We start from the raw sequence: 16,780 nt of genomic DNA on the forward strand, positions 1-16,780 counted from the left end.
CAGCCAGCACAGAATGCGGATGGAATACCGGCATCGCAAAGGAATTGCCCATGCCGCACGATACCCTTCCCCAACCAGCCGTGGCACGACGCTCGGCCGGCCTTTCCGGCACGATACGCATTCCCGGCGACAAATCCATTTCCCATCGCTCCCTCATGTTCGGCGGCCTTGCCGCAGGCGAAACCCGTATCACCGGCCTGCTCGAAGGCGAGGATGTGTTGAATACCGGCAAGGCCATGCAGGCTTTAGGCGCCACAATCCGCAAGATCGACGACGAATGGATTGTCCGCGGAACCGGCAATGGCGGGCTACTGGCCCCGGAGACACCGCTCGATTTCGGCAATGCCGGCACCGGTTGCCGCCTCACCATGGGCTTGGTCGGCTCCTACGATTTCAAAACAACCTTCGTCGGCGATGCTTCGCTGTCGAAACGGCCGATGGGCCGCATTCTCGATCCGCTGCGCCGCATGGGAACGCAGGTCAGCGCCGCTACGGGCGACCGGCTGCCCGTCTCCCTGCATGGGCCAGGTGTAGCGAGCCCGCTGACCTATCGCGTACCGATGGCTTCGGCGCAGGTCAAATCGGCGGTGCTGCTGGCGGGCCTCAATGCGCCCGGCATGACAACAGTCATCGAACCGGTCATGACCCGCGACCACACGGAAAAAATGCTGGCCGGTTTTGGCGCAGCGCTTTCGGTCGAGAGCGATGCGGCGGGCGTCCGCACCATTCGCCTTGAGGGTCAGGGCAAGCTCACCGGCCAGACGATCGATGTCCCCGGCGATCCCTCCTCCGCGGCCTTCCCGCTGGTGGCGGCATTGATCGTGCCCGGCTCCGACATAACCATCCGCAACGTGTTGATGAACCCGACGCGCACCGGCCTCATCCTGACGCTGCAGGAGATGGGCGCGGATATCGAGATGCTCGACCGACGCATGACGGGCGGCGAGGATGTCGCCGATCTCCGCGTGCGCTCCTCTGCGCTCAAGGGCGTCACCGTGCCGGCCGAGCGCGCGCCGTCGATGATCGACGAATATCCCGTGCTGGCCGTCGCGGCTACTTTTGCAGAAGGCACGACCATCATGCAGGGGCTGGACGAGCTTCGGGTGAAAGAATCCGACCGGCTTTCGGCCGTCGCCGAGGGCTTGAAGCTCAACGGTGTCGACTGCATCGAAGGCATAGATATGCTGACGGTTCAAGGCAGGCCTGACGGCAAGGGTCTCGGCAACGCCGGCGGTGCCAAAGTGAGTACCCATCTCGATCACCGCATCGCCATGAGTTTTCTCGTCATGGGACTTGCGAGCGAACATCCTGTCACGATCGATGATTCCGCCATGATCGCCACCAGCTTTCCGGATTTTTTTGCTATGATAACAAGATTGGGCGCGACGATCGAAACTTAAGCCCGGTAGACCGTGCCATTGGCCATTCGAAGCCTTGTCACACAGGGTTTCCCGGCAGGGTTCCCTGGGAATGGCACAGCAAACGGACCGACGCCATGTATCAGCCGCCCCATCACCGCGAAGACGATCTCGACACGCAGCACCAGCTGATCCGCGCGCATCCGCTGGGGCTGCTCATCACGGCTGGTGACGGCGGGCTGATCGCCAATGCCGTGCCATTTCACCTGAATGCCGAGCTCTCGCCGAAGGGAACGCTGCAGGCGCATGTTGCCAGGGCGAACAGCCAGTGGAAGGAGATTGCGGCCGGCGCGCCCGTGCTCGTCGTCTTCCAGGGTGCCGATACCTATATCACGCCTTCTTGGTATGCGACAAAGCGGGAGACCGGCAAAGTGGTGCCGACCTGGAACTATGCGATCGTGCAGGTGCGCGGGAGCGCGCGAACGATCGACGACCCCGCCTGGCTGCGCGCGCAGATCGGCGCGTTGACCGGCGAGAACGAGAGCGATCGTGCGCAGCCCTGGGCGGTGGAAGATGCGCCGCCAGAGTTCATTGCCGCCCAGCTGAAGGGCATTGTCGGTATCGAAATCGACATCGAGACGATTGACGGCAAATGGAAGGTGAGCCAGAACCGGCCGCTGGCTGACCGACAGGGCGTGGCCGAAGGTCTTGGCGCAATCGATCGAACAGATGCCGCCGAGATGGCCGATCTCGTGCGTCGCTACAGCAAAAAACGAGATATCGGGTAGGGACGGAAGAAGACATGATCATCGCCATCGACGGACCAGCGGCTGCCGGTAAGGGAACTCTGGCACGTCGGATCGCCGAGGCCTATGGCTATCATCATCTCGATACCGGCCTCACCTATCGCGCCACCGCCAAGGCCCTGCTCGATGCCGGACTGCCGCTCGACGACGAAGCAATTGCCGAAGGCATGGCGCGCAAGGTCGATCTCGCCGGGCTCGATCGAGCCATTCTATCCCGGCACGAGATCGGCGAGGCCGCATCGAAGATCGCCGTCATGCCGGCCGTGCGCCGCGCTCTGGTCGAAGCGCAGCGCCGTTTTGCGCAGAAGAAGCCGGGCGCCGTGCTCGACGGCCGTGATATCGGCACCGTGGTCTGCCCGGATGCGCCGGTAAAACTCTATGTGACGGCTTCGGTCGAAGTCCGGGCGAAGCGGCGCTACGAAGAGATCATCGAGGCCGGCGGCAGTGCCGATTACGATGCCATTTTCGAGGATGTGAAGCGGCGCGACAAGCGCGACATGGGCCGCACCGACAGCCCTTTGAAACCAGCTGAAGAGGCGTACTTGCTAGATACCTCAGAAATGAGTATAGAAGCGGCGTTTCAGACGGCAAAATCGATCATCGACGCTGCTCTGAGCCGAAATGCCTGAAAATTTGAGCTGTCTTCGCGCGCCTCGCGCCGGAAACTGCCGATTTCAAGATAGCCTGACATTCCGTCCAAGCGCCGGATAGCTTCCTTAAGGGAGGCGGACTGGGGTCAGGCCTGTTCAACGCGAACCACCGGCGCATCAGTGTCCAGATTGCATGATCGGGACACGCCAGGAGATTTTATGTCTGTAACTTCCCCCTCTCGCGAAGATTTCGCGGCCCTTCTTGAAGAATCCTTTGCCAAGAACGATCTGGCTGAAGGCTATGTCACCAAGGGCATCATCACCGCCATCGAAAAGGATGTCGCCGTTGTAGACGTCGGCCTCAAGGTCGAAGGCCGCATCGCGCTGAAGGAATTCGGTGCACGCGCCAAGGACGGCACGCTCAAGGTTGGCGATGAAGTCGAAGTCTATGTCGAGCGTATCGAAAACGCGCTTGGCGAAGCCGTTCTCTCGCGCGAAAAGGCTCGCCGCGAAGAAAGCTGGATCAAGCTCGAAGCCAAGTTCGAAGCTGGCGAGCGCGTTGAAGGCGTCATCTTCAACCAGGTCAAGGGCGGCTTCACCGTCGATCTCGACGGCGCTATCGCCTTCCTGCCGCGTTCGCAGGTCGACATCCGTCCGATCCGCGACGTCACCCCGCTGATGCACAACCCGCAGCCCTTCGAAATCCTCAAGATGGACAAGCGCCGCGGCAACATCGTCGTTTCGCGTCGTACGGTTCTGGAAGAGTCCCGTGCCGAGCAGCGTTCTGAAATCGTTCAGAACCTCGAAGAAGGCCAGGTTGTTGACGGCGTCGTCAAGAACATCACCGATTACGGTGCGTTCGTTGACCTCGGCGGCATCGACGGCCTGCTGCACGTCACCGACATGGCATGGCGCCGTGTGAACCATCCGTCGGAAATCCTGTCCATCGGCCAGCAGGTCAAGGTACAGATCATCCGCATCAACCAGGAAACCCACCGTATCTCGCTCGGCATGAAGCAGCTCGAGAGCGATCCGTGGGATGGCATCCAGGCCAAGTATCCGGAAGGCAAGAAGATCTCCGGTACGGTCACGAACATCACCGACTACGGTGCGTTCGTCGAGCTGGAGCCGGGCATCGAAGGCCTGATCCACATCTCGGAAATGTCCTGGACCAAGAAGAACGTTCACCCCGGCAAGATCCTGTCCACGAGCCAGGAAGTCGAAGTCGTCGTTCTCGAAGTCGATCCGACCAAGCGTCGTATCTCGCTCGGCCTGAAGCAGACGCTGGAAAATCCGTGGGCAGCATTCGCCCGCAACCATCCGGCTGGCACCGAAGTCGAAGGCGAAGTCAAGAACAAGACCGAATTCGGCCTGTTCATCGGCCTCGACGGCGATGTGGACGGCATGGTTCACCTCTCCGACCTCGACTGGAATCGTCCGGGCGAGCAGGTCATCGAAGAGTACAACAAGGGTGACGTCGTCAAGGCTGTCGTTCTCGACGTCGACGTCGAGAAGGAACGCATCTCGCTCGGCATCAAGCAGCTCGGCAAGGACTCGGTTGGTGAAGCTGCTGCTTCCGGCGACCTGCGCAAGAATGCAGTCGTTTCCTGCGAAGTCATCGCAGTCAACGACGGCGGCATCGAAGTGAAGCTCGTCAACCACGAAGACATCACCTCGTTCATCCGCCGCGCCGATCTGTCGCGTGACCGTGACGAACAGCGTCCGGAGCGTTTCTCGGTTGGTCAAGTTGTCGACGCTCGCGTCACCAACTTCTCCAAGAAGGACCGCAAGATCATGCTGTCGATCAAGGCTCTGGAAATCGCAGAAGAGAAGGAAGCCGTTGCTCAGTTCGGTTCTTCCGACTCGGGCGCTTCGCTCGGCGACATCCTGGGTGCGGCTCTGAAGAACCGCAACGCCGAATAATCCTCGGTCGAAGCCTGAAAACAAAAAACCCGCCGGAGCGATCCGGCGGGTTTTTCTTTGTCCGCTCTGCGACGTCTGCGCCTGCTATTCCATTTTGGCGCTTTATTCCCAGGTCACCATGCGCCGATAGAAATCGAAGGCGTGGTCTTGAAGCGGGTCGCGCAGAGGCTGCGGCAAGGCAACGAGTTCCGGTCTGACGTTATCGTCCTCCGCAGAGGCCGGGCCAGCTTCCGCTTCGTCGGATGCCTCGCCCTCTGCCTGTGCCGACGATTCCTCTGCATGGGCCTGCTCTTCATCCTGATCTTGCGGGTTCTCCTCGTCCTGAGCTTGTCCGCCCTCCTCATCGCCGACGGGATCGACGCGATTGAGCAGCTTCGACTCGCTATTCTTGGCGGAAGTGTCGACCGGCAAATAGTTAGCCACGACGAAGGGAACGCCGAGTGGCAGGGGCGCCGACATCGTCGCCTGCTCCGCAGCCTCATATACCGCCACCGGCGTTGCAGGCGACGTCTGCGACGGCGGCTTGCCGGAAGCGATGGGAAGAGCACCGGATGTTTCGGGCCCTTCCGCCAATGACGCCGGCAGGGCCGCCACTGCGACCGGGCGATTGGAGCCTTCGTTAACGATCGGCGGCTGCGTTGACGATGCCTGCGTCGCGCTATTGCCGGTCAACGCCTGGGCGATGATCTTCTCCACGGAAGAGGAGGGATTGTTGATGATCTGCAAAAGGTCGGGATCGGCCGCCATCGCGGGCGGACTGATGACGACCTGCAGGCCCTGTTTGATGTCGGCTTCTATCTGCTGGATATCGCGCGGCACCGGCGGCGGCGTCAGCGGCGACCGGATCAATGCAATTTCGGTCGGGAGGTCGACTTCGGCTGCGATTGCCGTCAGATCATCGACAAGAGAAGCGAGTACGGAAGGCTGGACAGTGGCGGCCGCCGTAGCGGCAGCGCTGCCGGCAGGCGTGGCTTGCGGGGCGGCGGCACCGTTTTGCGCGACCGTCTGCGCTTGGGTCGGCTGTGCTTGGACCGCTTGTGCGGCAGCCCGCGCGGATTGAGATTGCAAGGGAATGCCTGATTGCGGCGTCTGCTGCCCCGCAGGTGCTGGCTGTGCGGCGGGTTGGGCCGTCGCTGGAGTGGCCGCCGCAGGCGCAGGCGTAGATATAACGGAGGCCGGTTCTTCTGCTGCAGCGGCAAGCGCCGTTGCCAGAGCGGCCAGATCGGCCGCCTTCGCTAGCGGGGCTGATAGAGGTGCCTGAGAGGCTGGCGTTTCCACTTGGCCGGCATTCTGGCCATAGGAATTAACGATCGCTTTCAGCACGGCATCCGGCTCGGCGGCCGATGCCTGCTCCAGGCTGAGTGCCAGCTGCACCGCCTGCGGATTTTCCGGATCCTCCAACGCTGCTGCCAGAAGCGGCAGCGGCACAGGCGTCCTCATCTGCGCATCCATACGCTGCTGCGCGGCGGCAAGTTGCGGCGGCGTCAGGCTGCGGATTGCGGCAGCAACGCGTTGCGCATAGGCGGTATTGCTTTCACCCGGCTCACGGGAAACATTCACCACCTTGCTGGCGGCATCGATCGCGGAAAGCAGACTGTCGAGCATGCGTTCGCGAGCCGCGACCAGCAGCATGTTCAGCTTGCCCTCGACGCTGGCATTAACGGTACTCGACAGAACGGCGAGCGGCGTTGCCGTCGTCTGAAGCCCGGAGGTCTCGGCCGTTGCGGCGATCGGCTTCTCAATGGATACACCCACAGCGGACACGGCACCAACGGGAAGCAACATGACATGCTCCTTTGTCTGGCAAGGCGACGATGGAAGCGGGAAGCAGGTTCAATCGAGGTCCGCTCATGCGGCCTGTGGATTTCCTAGCGCCGAGTGGCCGAATTGGCGAGGCGCGAACGCGCAGACCTGGAAATCATCCGCAAAATAGCAGCCGAGTCCTTAACAGATCCCTAAATAAAGGAGCCGATGCCGCTTGTGCAGCACCGGCTCAGGAATTCCTGTCGCAAGCGAAGCAATCAGCTATGCGCGAAGATATCCGCCTCTTCCCAGCCGAGAAGGTCGAGCTTGGCGCGCGTCGGCAGGAAGGCGAAGCAATCATCCGCATAGTCCATGCGGCCGTCGCGCAACAGGCGTTGCGTCAGCTTCTCGCGCAACGCGTGGAGATAGAGTACGTCGGAGGCAGCATATTCGAGCTGCGCCGGGGACAGCGTTTCCGCGGCCCAGTCGGACGACTGCTGCGCCTTGGAGATGTCGACGTCCAACATCTCCTTGAGATTGTCCTTCAGGCCGTGACGGTCGGTATAGGTACGGCAGAGGCGCGAGGCGATCTTGGTGCAGAAGACCGGGGTCGTGGTGACGCCAAACGTATGAAACAGGACGGCGATGTCGAAGCGGCCGTAATGAAAGATCTTCTGACGCGCAGGATCGGCGAGCATGGTAACGAGATTGGGCGCCTGCTTCTGGCCGGCGGCGATGCGGATGATATCGGCCGTGCCGTCGCCAGGCGAAAGCTGCACGAGGCAAAGCCGGTCACGACGTGGAACGAGGCCGAGGGTTTCGGTATCGATGGCAATGGCGCCGGTATAGCGGGCGGCATCCTCAGTGGATATATCGCCTTCGTGATAGCGGATGGTGGCAGCCATGAGATTCTCCCGGCTCTGTCCTTCTGAATTCACTTTTCGTCCGTTCTATAGAACAGACGGGATGAGAACCATACCGGCGCCTGTCAAAAAGTCGGCGGCGTATTGATCCATAGCAATATGGTCTCACCATCATGGCGGTTGCGCCAGGAATGATAACGGCGGCTTTCGAAATAAAGGGAATCACCTGGCAGGAGATCAAAGAACTGGTCGCTGTCGAGCACCAGCTCCAGGCGACCGGCGAGAACATGGATGAATTCCTCGCCCTCGTGCCGATAGGCGCCTTCGCTTGTCGCACCTGGCGCGAGCACGAAGCGATGGCAATCCATCATCGTCCGTCCTTCGGCAAGAAGCTGGACAGTGACGCCCGGCGTCGTCGCCGGCCAGGAACGCCATTCGCCTGACCGTATGAGTGCGGGAACATCCTCACGCTCCTCACCAGACAGGCGCGATACCGTTGTGCCATAATAATCCGCGAGGTCATGCAGCGTCTTGAAGCTGACACCCTGCGAGGTGCGTTCCAGGGTCGAGAGCGTCGACGACGTCATACCCATGTCGGCGGCAACTTGCTCCAGCGTCTTGCCGGCGGCGTGGCGCAGCGAGCGAAGTCTGCGGCCGATATCCGAAGAGGCCAGTTGCTCGCCATTCTCCGATCCCGCGGCACCGCCCTCCTCCATCTCGAGCGCTTCGCGAATCGCCGCCGGATTGAGGCCGCGCTCGGCGCGGAACCAGGAGATGCGCTTCAGCCGCGCCACGTCGTCGGCGCTGTACTGGCGGTGCCCGGTCTCGGAGCGGGAGGGGACGACGAGCCCCTGGCTTTCCCATAGGCGCAAGGTGGAGGCCGATACGCCGGCAAGACGCGCCGCTTCCGCCACCTTGTAGCGCACGGAATAGCGCTCCGGCTCGATGCTGCTCATTTGCCAATATCCCTGATTTTCGTCTTTCGATCCGTTTAGCATGGATGGCGCGGCTTAGCGCGCCTTAAAAGCCGCGCGGCGCTCCATGGGAGCCTTTCGCTCATTCTTGTCACCCGCACAAAATCCCGCTTGAAATCTTGCAGGAAAAATGTAGGAGTTTTCTAAATAACTTGCAGAACTTCTGCAAGATAATTCGAAAACGCCTTCCTGGGAGCCACTGCAATGATCCTGACCGAGCGGAAGAACGCCGCCATTTCCCGCGGCGTCGGCATGACGACGCAGATCTACGCCGACCGCGCCGAAAACGCCGAGATCTGGGACAAGGAAGGCAATCGCTATATCGATTTTGCCTCCGGCATCGCCGTGGTGAATACGGGCCATCGTCATCCCCGCGTCATTGCTGCCGTCAAGGAACAGCTCGATCGCTTCACGCATACCTGCCACCAGGTCGTGCCCTATGAGAGCTATGTTCATCTGGCCGAGCGGCTGAACGCGATCGTCCCCGGCAATTTCGCCAAGAAGACGATCTTCGTGACGACAGGCGCGGAAGCGGTCGAAAACGCCGTGAAGATCGCCCGCGCCGCCACCGGCCGCTCCGCCATCATCGCTTTCGGCGGCGGCTTCCATGGCCGTACCTTCATGGGCATGGCGCTGACCGGCAAGGTCGCGCCCTACAAGATCGGCTTCGGCCCGATGCCGGGCGATGTCTTCCATGCGCCCTTCCCCGTGCCGCTGCACGGCATCAGTGTCGAGCAGTCGCTGGCGACGCTGAAGAAGCTCTTTGCAGCCGATGTCGACCCGCAGCGCGTGGCCGCGATCATCCTCGAGCCCGTCCAGGGCGAAGGCGGTTTCTATCCGGCGCCGTCAGCCTTCATGAAGGCGCTGCGCGAGATCTGCGACCAGCACGGCATTCTCCTGATCGCCGACGAGGTACAGACTGGCTTTGCGCGCACCGGCAAGATGTTCGCGATGGATCACCATGAGGTGGCGGCCGATCTTGTCACCATGGCAAAAAGCCTCGCCGGCGGCTTCCCGCTCGCCGCCGTCACCGGCCGCGCCGAGATCATGGATGCACCCGCTCCAGGCGGCCTTGGCGGCACCTATGGCGGCAATCCGCTCGGCATCGCCGCAGCCCATGCCGTGCTCGACGTTATCGCAGACGAGGGCCTGTGCGACCGCGCCAACCAGCTCGGCTCGCGCCTGAAACAGCGGCTGGAATCGCTGCGCGACAAGGTGCCTGAAATCGCCGATATCCGCGGCCCCGGCTTCATGAACGCGGTGGAATTCAATGATGCGGCGACCAAGCTGCCGAGCGCGGATTTTGCCAACAAGGTGCGGCTGATCGCGCTCGACAAGGGGCTGATCCTTTTGACCTGCGGCGTCTATGGCAATGTCATCCGCTTCCTGTCGCCGATCACCATTCAGGACGGCGTGTTTAGCGAAGCCCTCGACATTCTCGAAGCATCGCTGATCGAGGCGAGCGCCGCCCGCTGACGGCGAGGGCAATCGCATATGAAATGAGGTCGCTGCCGCGCGTCCCCTTCTCCCCTCGGGGAGAAGGTGCCGTCAGGCGGATGAGGGGGTGCCAAGCGCACCAAAATTCACGCATCCGAGCCGGTCGGCCCCCTCATCCGACCCTTCGGGCCACCTTCTCCCCACGGGGAGAAGGAACTCGCGGCACCAAACAACATCGGAGTGCATAGCATGTCCTTTACAACAGCAATGACCAAGCATGTTCCCTTCTCTTCGCGCCTCCTGCGCGCCGCCGGCTATATCAACGGCGCCTGGACGGGCGGCGGGGCGACGAAGACCTTCGATGTCATCAATCCCGCGACCGGCGAAGTGCTTGCCTCGCTGCCGGATATGGGCGCTGGCGAGACGACGGCTGCCATCGATGCCGCTTATATCGCCCAAGTCGCCTGGGCCGCCCGCCCGGCCAAGGAACGGGCCGCAATCTTGCGAAAATGGTTCGATCTCATGATCGCCAACGCCGATGAGCTGGCGGCGATCCTGACGGCCGAAATGGGCAAGCCGCTGCCGGAAGCCAGAGGCGAAATCCTCTACGCCGCCTCCTATGTCGAATGGTACGCGGAAGAGGCCAAGCGCATCTATGGCGAAACCATCCCAGCGCCGTCCAACGATAAGCGCATGATCGTCATCAAGCAGCCGGTCGGCGTCGTCGGCACGATCACGCCATGGAACTTCCCGGCCGCCATGATCGCCCGCAAGATCGCACCGGCGCTTGCCGTTGGCTGCACCGTCGTTTCAAAGCCCGCTGAGCAGACGCCGCTGACGGCGATCGCGCTTGCCGTGCTTGCCGAAGAAGCGGGCATTCCGGCCGGCGTCCTCAACATCATCGTCGGCCTTGACGGCCCGGCCATCGGCCGCGAACTCTGCGGCAATGCGAAGGTGCGCAAGATCAGCTTCACTGGCTCGACGGAGGTCGGCCGCATCCTGATGCGCCAGTGCGCCGACCAGATTAAGAAGGTCAGCCTCGAGCTTGGCGGCAATGCGCCCTTCATCGTCTTCGATGACGCCGATCTCGACGCCGCCGTCGAGGGGGCCATGGCTTCGAAATACCGCAATGCCGGTCAGACCTGTGTCTGCGCCAACCGCATCTATGTGCAATCCAGCGTCTACGACGCCTTTGCCGCCAAGCTTGCCGCGAAGGTCGGCGAACTTAACGTGGGCGACGGCTTCAAGCCGGGCGTGACCGTTGGGCCGCTGATCGACGAACAGGGTGTCGCCAAGGCCGAAGACCATGTTCGCGACGCCGTCTCGAAGGGTGCTCGCGTCGTGCTCGGCGGCAAGCGCATAGAAGGCACCGGCACATTCTTCGCTCCGACCATCCTGACCGGTGTCGACCGGAGCATGAAGGTTGCCCGCGAGGAAACATTCGGTCCAGTTGCACCGCTCTTCCGCTTCGACACCGCCGAGGATGTCATCGCGCAGGCGAATGATACCGAATTCGGCCTCGCGGCCTATTTCTTCGCCGGCGACCTGAAGAAGGTGTGGCGCGTGGCGGAAGCGCTGGAATACGGCATGGTCGGCATCAATACCGGCCTGATGTCGTCGGAAACGGCACCCTTCGGCGGCATCAAGCAATCCGGTCTCGGCCGCGAAGGCTCGCGCCACGGCGCCGACGACTATCTGGAAATGAAATACCTCTGCATCGGCAATCTATAGCCGGCTATCAGGTTGAGGTGATGTGAATGCGGCCCTGCCACAGCCGGGCCGCGCTCAGCCGGTCGCTGTAAAAGGCGCCGGTATCGAGATTGAGCCTGAGACCATTGACTTCCGCCCGCTGGACCGGCGTGTGGCCGTGGATAATCAACTTCGGCAGCGGCTGTGCACTATCGTAGAAGCGGGAGCGGATGAAAACCAAATCGTCGTCTTGCTGGTCGGCAATGGACCGATCCGGATCGATGCCGGCATGGACGAACAAAGCTTTCGGCGTGTCCAGCAGGATCGGCAGGCGGCGCAGGAAATTGACATGATCGTCCGGCAGCCAGGTTCGGATGAACGTATCGAGCTTCTTCCGCTTGGGATATAACTGCTGTAGACGAGGGATATCCACGCCATAGGAGGCGAGTGTCGCATCACCGCCAAGCGCCACCCAATCCTCGAGCGATATCTCACCATCGACATAGGCTAGCATCGCCATCTCATGATTGCCGGTGAGGCATATGCGGTCGAAACCGTTCGGCGGCGGCGCCATGAGGCGGCCGACCACCTGCGCCGACGCGGGACCACGATCGATGAAATCCCCCAGCATGATGATGAGCTTTCGGCCGGGAAGCCCCGCCGCGTCTGCAAAAATCTTGCGCTCCAGTGCACTGAGGAGATCGTAACGGCCGTGGACATCACCGATGACGTAGGTGGGCATGTCGAGATGTTCGAGCCACTCCCGGCGCCGACGGTGGCCAAAGCCATTGGCCATTTTTTCGCGTATCCTGGATGCCGCCATGAAACTGCCTTTCGAGCGTACACCCCGGAACGCCTCAACTGTGTCTGCAAAAAGGACTCAAAAGCGACGATTCTTTGCCAGAAAGGCGGAAATCATCGCTGATGATGGTTCCACGGCAGACCTCGGCCTGCGACACCAACCCGCCTTGCGGCAAAGCGTCCCGAACGGCGCCTTTATGCATGGAGAAAGTTGACAGTGCGTATCCGCAATCTTATCGCGCTGACCACGTCGGCGCGAGAAATTCCCGCCGTTCAACCCGAAAAAACATGAGTGCCGGGCAGCTTCAGCATATTGGCTGCCGGATTGCCGACGCAAACAACATGCCTCAAATTGGAACGTACCATTCATGGCGCCTGTAAACTTATCGTGAAACCCTGATGGAAACGACGACAGCGCTCCAACTCTGCCGCTTCCTGCATGACGCGTCCCTGATGTTTCTATGGGGCGCCTGTGCCTATCTATCTCTGTTCGTGCCGAGAGCGCTTGCCGACACCGTCTGGCGTATAGCTGCAAAACCGCTTTTGCTGATTGTTGCGATTGCAGTTTTAACGGCACTGGCCGCATTGCCGGTGACGACGGCGAATATCGGCAACGGCTGGAGCGATGCGCTCAATGCCGACATGATGCATGACGTGGTTTTCGAAACCACGGTCGGGATTGCATGGCAGGCACAAGTGCTGGCGGCCATCGTGATGGTTTGCACCTTGCTGTTGCCGCAGAGCCGGCGCCGCCATGGGCTGACCCTGGGCGCCGGCCTCGGGCTCGCCTCGCTGTCACTGACCGGGCATGCCTCGATGCTGGAAGGCTGGGCGCGGCAGGCGCACCGGGCCAATGATATCCTGCATGTGCTTGCAGGTGGTGGCTGGCTGGGGGCGCTGGTGCCGCTGATCCCTATCCTCAAGCTTCTCGGGCGGCCGGAATGCCGGGCGGAAGCGCAAGTGGCGTTGCGCCGGTTCTCCAATGCCGGGCACGTAGCAGTCGCGCTCGTCATCCTCTCCGGCATCGTCAATACGCTGCTGATCCTGAAACGCCTGCCGATGGACTGGTCTTCGTCCTATCAGAAGCTGCTTGCCATCAAGATCGCGCTGGTCGCCGTCATGGCGGTGCTGGCCATCATCAACCGCTACGTCTTCGTTCCCTGGATCGGCCGCAAGCCGGCTCGCGCGCTGCTGGCCCTCCGGCTTGGAAGCATCGCCGAGATCGTCATCGGCATTGTTGTCATCGGGCTCGTCGCCGTCTTCGGCATGATGGAGCCGGTCTAGAGCCGTTTCGCTTTTCTTCGAATCGCGAAAATGCTCTATCTCCTTGTTTTTACGCAATTCCTGACGGAAAACCGCTGCGCACTTTTCCTGGAATTGCTCTAACCGCCGAGCGATTTCACGACAGCGCGAACGGCTGCCGGATCTTGCGTCGTCGGCTTGTATTCCAGACCCACCCTGCCACGATAGCCTTGGGCGTATAGCCAATCCAGCCGCTTCGTCAGATCGATATGGCCGGTGCCGGGGTCGTTACGGCCGGGATAATCGGCAACATGGAGATGGATGATGCGGTCGATGCGATCGCCGATCACCTGCTGCGTGTCTTCGCCCATGACAGCCGAATGATAGAGATCGTAGACGATGCCCACTTCCGGGCGGTCGACCTCGTCGATGATATCGAGGCCTTCCACGGTCGAGGACAGATAGTAGCCGGCATGGTCTATTTTCGTGTTCAGCGGCTCGAGGCCGAGCCGCACGCCCGATCCTTCGAGAATATCGGCACCGGCACGGAGGGCAGCGACGATGGCCGCCCTCTGGTCGGCACGAGAAAACTTCGCCAGATCATCGCCGGCCTGCGCGATCAGCACCGGCGCGCCGAGACGCTGGGCGACAGCAACGGACTCTCGCAACCCCGTCAGCCACGCCTCTTTGTTTGCCGGATTCGTCAGCGCGATCATCGGCTCCGCGACAAGGCCGGACACGGCAATGCCGGTCTCGGCTACGGCAGCCGCGATCGCGTCCAGGTCCTTGTTAGTCCAGTGCCAGAATTCGACCGCATCGAGCCCCGCGGCATGTGCCAGCCGGACACGATCGGCAAAGGCATCGCCGTCGCGTGCAAACAACCATTCGATACAAGCTGAAAACTGCCGCATGAGATACTCCTCCCTCAATCGGTGAGGAGCAATGCGCGAGATCGCCCATGACTGCAAGTCTCACGAACGATAATGTTGCTGTGGCGGTCGATGCATCGAAGGCTTGATGGCTTCGACATTCATTGCCGACAGCACGCGCATGTCGCGGCGGAAATCGGAAGGCGTCATGCCGGCAATATGGCGGAAGGATTTGTTGAAGGCGCTGATCGAGCCGAAGCCACTATCCATCGCCACCTGCAGCACATTGGCGCCGTCCCGCATCAGCATCGCCTGGGCGCGCGACAGGCGCAGCAGGTTCACATATTTCGCCAACGTCATGCCGGTGGATTTCTTGAAGAGGTTCATCGCGTATTTCGGATGGAGATGCGCCGCCTTGGCGATATCGACGGTATCGATGTCGTGCAGAAAATTATCGGCGATGAAATCGCACATGCGCGCCAGGCTGCGCGAGGATTGCGGATGGGCCTGATCGTTGGTCAGATTTTCCTGCTTCTCCGGCACCATGCGATAGGGCTCGAAAGCGATGCGCTCCAGGCGCAGGAGAAGTTCCGCGACGGCATGTTCGGCCTTGGCGCCGTCCTCGGACATGACATAACGATGCCATCGGGCGAAATTTTCGTCGTCTGCGGCATCGGTCGCCGAGCTTATCAGCGCCTGCCCGCGAATGAGGCGACCGGAAATATCGAGCGGCAGCCGCAGGCGGAAGAAATGCACAAGCGGCAGATGCGCGCCCGCATAGATCGAATCTTCCGACAGCTCGTCCAGCTGATGCGGTTGGCCACCCCAGAAAAGGCAGATCTCGCCGGCTCTCAAAGTAAGCTCGTGATCGCCGATGCGGTAATGCACGGTGCCGCGGACGATGTAATTGACTTCCACCTGCGCGTGCCAATGCGGCTTTGCCATCGGCAACGGGTGGTTATGAAACATCTGCAGGACGTTTGGGAGCCCTTCGACACTGCTCGCCCCCGGCTGATAAACCGCCCGTTGACCCACCTTACTTTTCGCCAAGTCGATGTTCCTTTTTTAGGAGACAGAAGCGTACCGACAGCTAGTTTAAGCGTGTTCTCTTGAGGACGGCAATTGAAAAGGGAGGATTTTCAATGCGTTTAAAACTTGCTGGAGCGACGGCCCTTGCTGCCCTGCTCGCTTCCGGTTCTGCCTTTGCTGAGCAAACCACCATTACGGTCTGGAGCTGGAACATCGCCGCATCGGCGCTGAAGTCCACAGTCGAGGGGTTCAACAAGAAATATCCTGACATCAAGGTCGAGGTTCAAGACATCGGCAACCCGCAGGTCTTCGACAAGATGCTGGCCGCTTGCGCCGCCGGCGGCGACGGCCTGCCTGACGTCATGTCGATCGAAAACCACAAGGCTTCGATCTTCTGGAACCGCTTTCCGGACTGCCTGACCGATCTCACGAAGCTTGGCTACAACGACGAGCTGAAGAAGCAGTTCCCGGATTTCAAGCGCGCCGAGCTTGAAGTCGGCGATGCCGCCTACGCCATGCCGTGGGACTCCGGTCCGGTCACCATGTTCTATCGCCGCGACATGTATGAAAAGGCCGGCGTCGATCCGGCAACGATCAAGACCTGGGACGATTTCATCGCCGCCGGTAAGAAGATCTCCGCCGCTAATCCTGGTGTGGTCATGACGCAGGCCGATCTAAACGGCGACAGCGAATGGTTCCGCATGCTCGCCAACGAACAGGGTTGCGGCTATTTTTCGAGCGACAGCCAGAGCATCACCGTCAACCAGCCCGGCTGCGTCAAGGCACTGGACAAGGTGAAGGAGATCAAGGACGCGGGCCTGATGACCGCGGCGAACTGGAACGAGAAAATTCAGGCGAACACTGCAAGTAAGGTGGCATCGCAGCTCTATGGCGGCTGGTATGAAGGCACCGTCCGCTCCACCTCGCCGGATCTCGCCGGCAAATGGGGCGTCTATCCGATGCCGAGCATGACGGCTGACGGCCCGCATGCAGCCAATCTTGGCGGTTCCTCGCTCGCAATCGCCAGTGGCTCCAAGCACAAGGAAGCCGCCTGGAAATTCCTTGAATACACGCTTGGCACCAATGAGGGCCAGGTGACGATGCTGAAGTCCTTCGGTCTCGTGCCGTCGCTGTTGACGGCGGTCAAGGATCCCTTCGTCAACGAACCGCAGCCCTATTGGGGTGGGCAAAAGGTCTGGGCCGATATCCTCGCCACCCTGCCGAAAATCCACCCGAGCCCAGGTACCCAGTATTTCAGCGACGCCGATGAGATCATCAAAGCCGTTCAGACGAAATATCTTGCCGGCGGATATCCAAACGGCAAGGCTGCGCTCGACGACGCGGCCCAGCAGATCGCCTCGGCGACGGGCCTGCCGCTCGCGAAATGATTGACACCACCGGGCGTGCCTCCCAAGCCGCGCCCGGCATCCCCGCCGCTCTAGAATCAAAGAAGCAG

Annotated in this window: 14 protein-coding genes; 8 read left to right on the forward strand and 6 right to left on the reverse strand. The window is 61.2% G+C overall.

The annotated features are described in order from the left end of the window. The first annotated feature begins 50 nt into the window (after window positions 1-50). From aroA to rpsA, 4 genes are all read left to right on the forward strand, one after another. Window positions 51-1,400 carry a 3-phosphoshikimate 1-carboxyvinyltransferase gene (gene aroA / locus AC13RC_RS33130; RefSeq protein ID WP_113354187.1) on the forward strand — a complete coding sequence of 450 codons (1,350 nt, stop codon included), beginning with the start codon at window positions 51-53 and terminating at the stop codon, window positions 1,398-1,400. Between the two features lie 95 nt (window positions 1,401-1,495). Then, window positions 1,496-2,146, forward strand: coding sequence for an FMN-binding negative transcriptional regulator (locus AC13RC_RS33135; protein WP_113354152.1), 651 nt, complete (start codon window positions 1,496-1,498; stop codon window positions 2,144-2,146). Between the two features lie 14 nt (window positions 2,147-2,160). Beyond that, the gene (gene cmk, locus AC13RC_RS33140) at window positions 2,161-2,793 is read left to right on the forward strand and encodes a (d)CMP kinase (RefSeq protein ID WP_113354153.1); all 633 of its coding nucleotides are present in this window, start codon (window positions 2,161-2,163) and stop codon (window positions 2,791-2,793) included. Window positions 2,794-2,973: 180 nt separating this feature from the next. Continuing rightward, window positions 2,974-4,677 (forward strand): 30S ribosomal protein S1, encoded by a 1,704-nt coding sequence (rpsA, locus tag AC13RC_RS33145; RefSeq protein ID WP_112722941.1) that lies wholly within the window; start codon window positions 2,974-2,976, stop codon window positions 4,675-4,677. Window positions 4,678-4,779: 102 nt separating this feature from the next. Here the strand turns inward: rpsA and AC13RC_RS33150 are convergent, their stop codons facing one another. The 3 genes from AC13RC_RS33150 to AC13RC_RS33160 form a co-directional block, all read right to left on the reverse strand. Beyond that, window positions 4,780-6,462 carry a hypothetical protein gene (locus AC13RC_RS33150; RefSeq protein ID WP_488559699.1) on the reverse strand — a complete coding sequence of 561 codons (1,683 nt, stop codon included), beginning with the start codon at window positions 6,460-6,462 and terminating at the stop codon, window positions 4,780-4,782. 236 nt (window positions 6,463-6,698) lie between these two features. Further along, window positions 6,699-7,325, reverse strand: coding sequence for a ribonuclease D (locus tag AC13RC_RS33155; RefSeq protein WP_113332413.1), 627 nt, complete (start codon window positions 7,323-7,325; stop codon window positions 6,699-6,701). Between the two features lie 83 nt (window positions 7,326-7,408). Further along, window positions 7,409-8,239, reverse strand: coding sequence for a MerR family transcriptional regulator (locus tag AC13RC_RS33160; protein ID WP_488559700.1), 831 nt, complete (start codon window positions 8,237-8,239; stop codon window positions 7,409-7,411). 222 nt (window positions 8,240-8,461) lie between these two features. On the opposite strand from AC13RC_RS33160, the gene AC13RC_RS33165 reads away from it, so the two are divergent. After that, complete coding sequence (locus AC13RC_RS33165; RefSeq protein WP_488559701.1) at window positions 8,462-9,733, forward strand: 4-aminobutyrate--2-oxoglutarate transaminase; 1,272 nt, start codon at window positions 8,462-8,464, stop codon at window positions 9,731-9,733. A gap of 210 nt (window positions 9,734-9,943) precedes the next feature. Next, window positions 9,944-11,425, forward strand: a complete 1,482-nt coding sequence (locus tag AC13RC_RS33170; protein ID WP_488559702.1) for an NAD-dependent succinate-semialdehyde dehydrogenase — start codon at window positions 9,944-9,946, stop codon at window positions 11,423-11,425. Window positions 11,426-11,432: 7 nt separating this feature from the next. On the opposite strand, the gene AC13RC_RS33175 is transcribed toward AC13RC_RS33170, so the two are convergent. Then, window positions 11,433-12,206, reverse strand: a complete 774-nt coding sequence (locus AC13RC_RS33175; protein WP_488559703.1) for a metallophosphoesterase — start codon at window positions 12,204-12,206, stop codon at window positions 11,433-11,435. Window positions 12,207-12,583: 377 nt separating this feature from the next. Here AC13RC_RS33175 and copD point away from each other — a divergent pair, with 377 nt between their 5' ends. After that, entirely contained in the window at window positions 12,584-13,468 is an 885-nt protein-coding gene (copD, locus tag AC13RC_RS33180; protein WP_488559704.1) for a copper homeostasis membrane protein CopD, read from the forward strand. Between the two features lie 98 nt (window positions 13,469-13,566). Here copD and AC13RC_RS33185 read toward each other — a convergent pair whose 3' ends face one another. Together AC13RC_RS33185 and AC13RC_RS33190 are read right to left on the reverse strand one after the other, a co-directional pair. Beyond that, entirely contained in the window at window positions 13,567-14,337 is a 771-nt protein-coding gene (locus tag AC13RC_RS33185; protein WP_488559705.1) for a TIM barrel protein, read from the reverse strand. A gap of 60 nt (window positions 14,338-14,397) precedes the next feature. Beyond that, window positions 14,398-15,351 (reverse strand): helix-turn-helix domain-containing protein, encoded by a 954-nt coding sequence (locus AC13RC_RS33190; RefSeq protein ID WP_233788792.1) that lies wholly within the window; start codon window positions 15,349-15,351, stop codon window positions 14,398-14,400. Between the two features lie 86 nt (window positions 15,352-15,437). Between AC13RC_RS33190 and AC13RC_RS33195 the strand changes: the two genes are divergently transcribed. After that, window positions 15,438-16,712, forward strand: coding sequence for an ABC transporter substrate-binding protein (locus AC13RC_RS33195; protein WP_069615354.1), 1,275 nt, complete (start codon window positions 15,438-15,440; stop codon window positions 16,710-16,712). Window positions 16,713-16,780 lie beyond the last annotated feature (68 nt).

The sequence above is a fragment of the Martinezella sp. CNPSo 3890 genome (genome assembly GCF_057784455.1).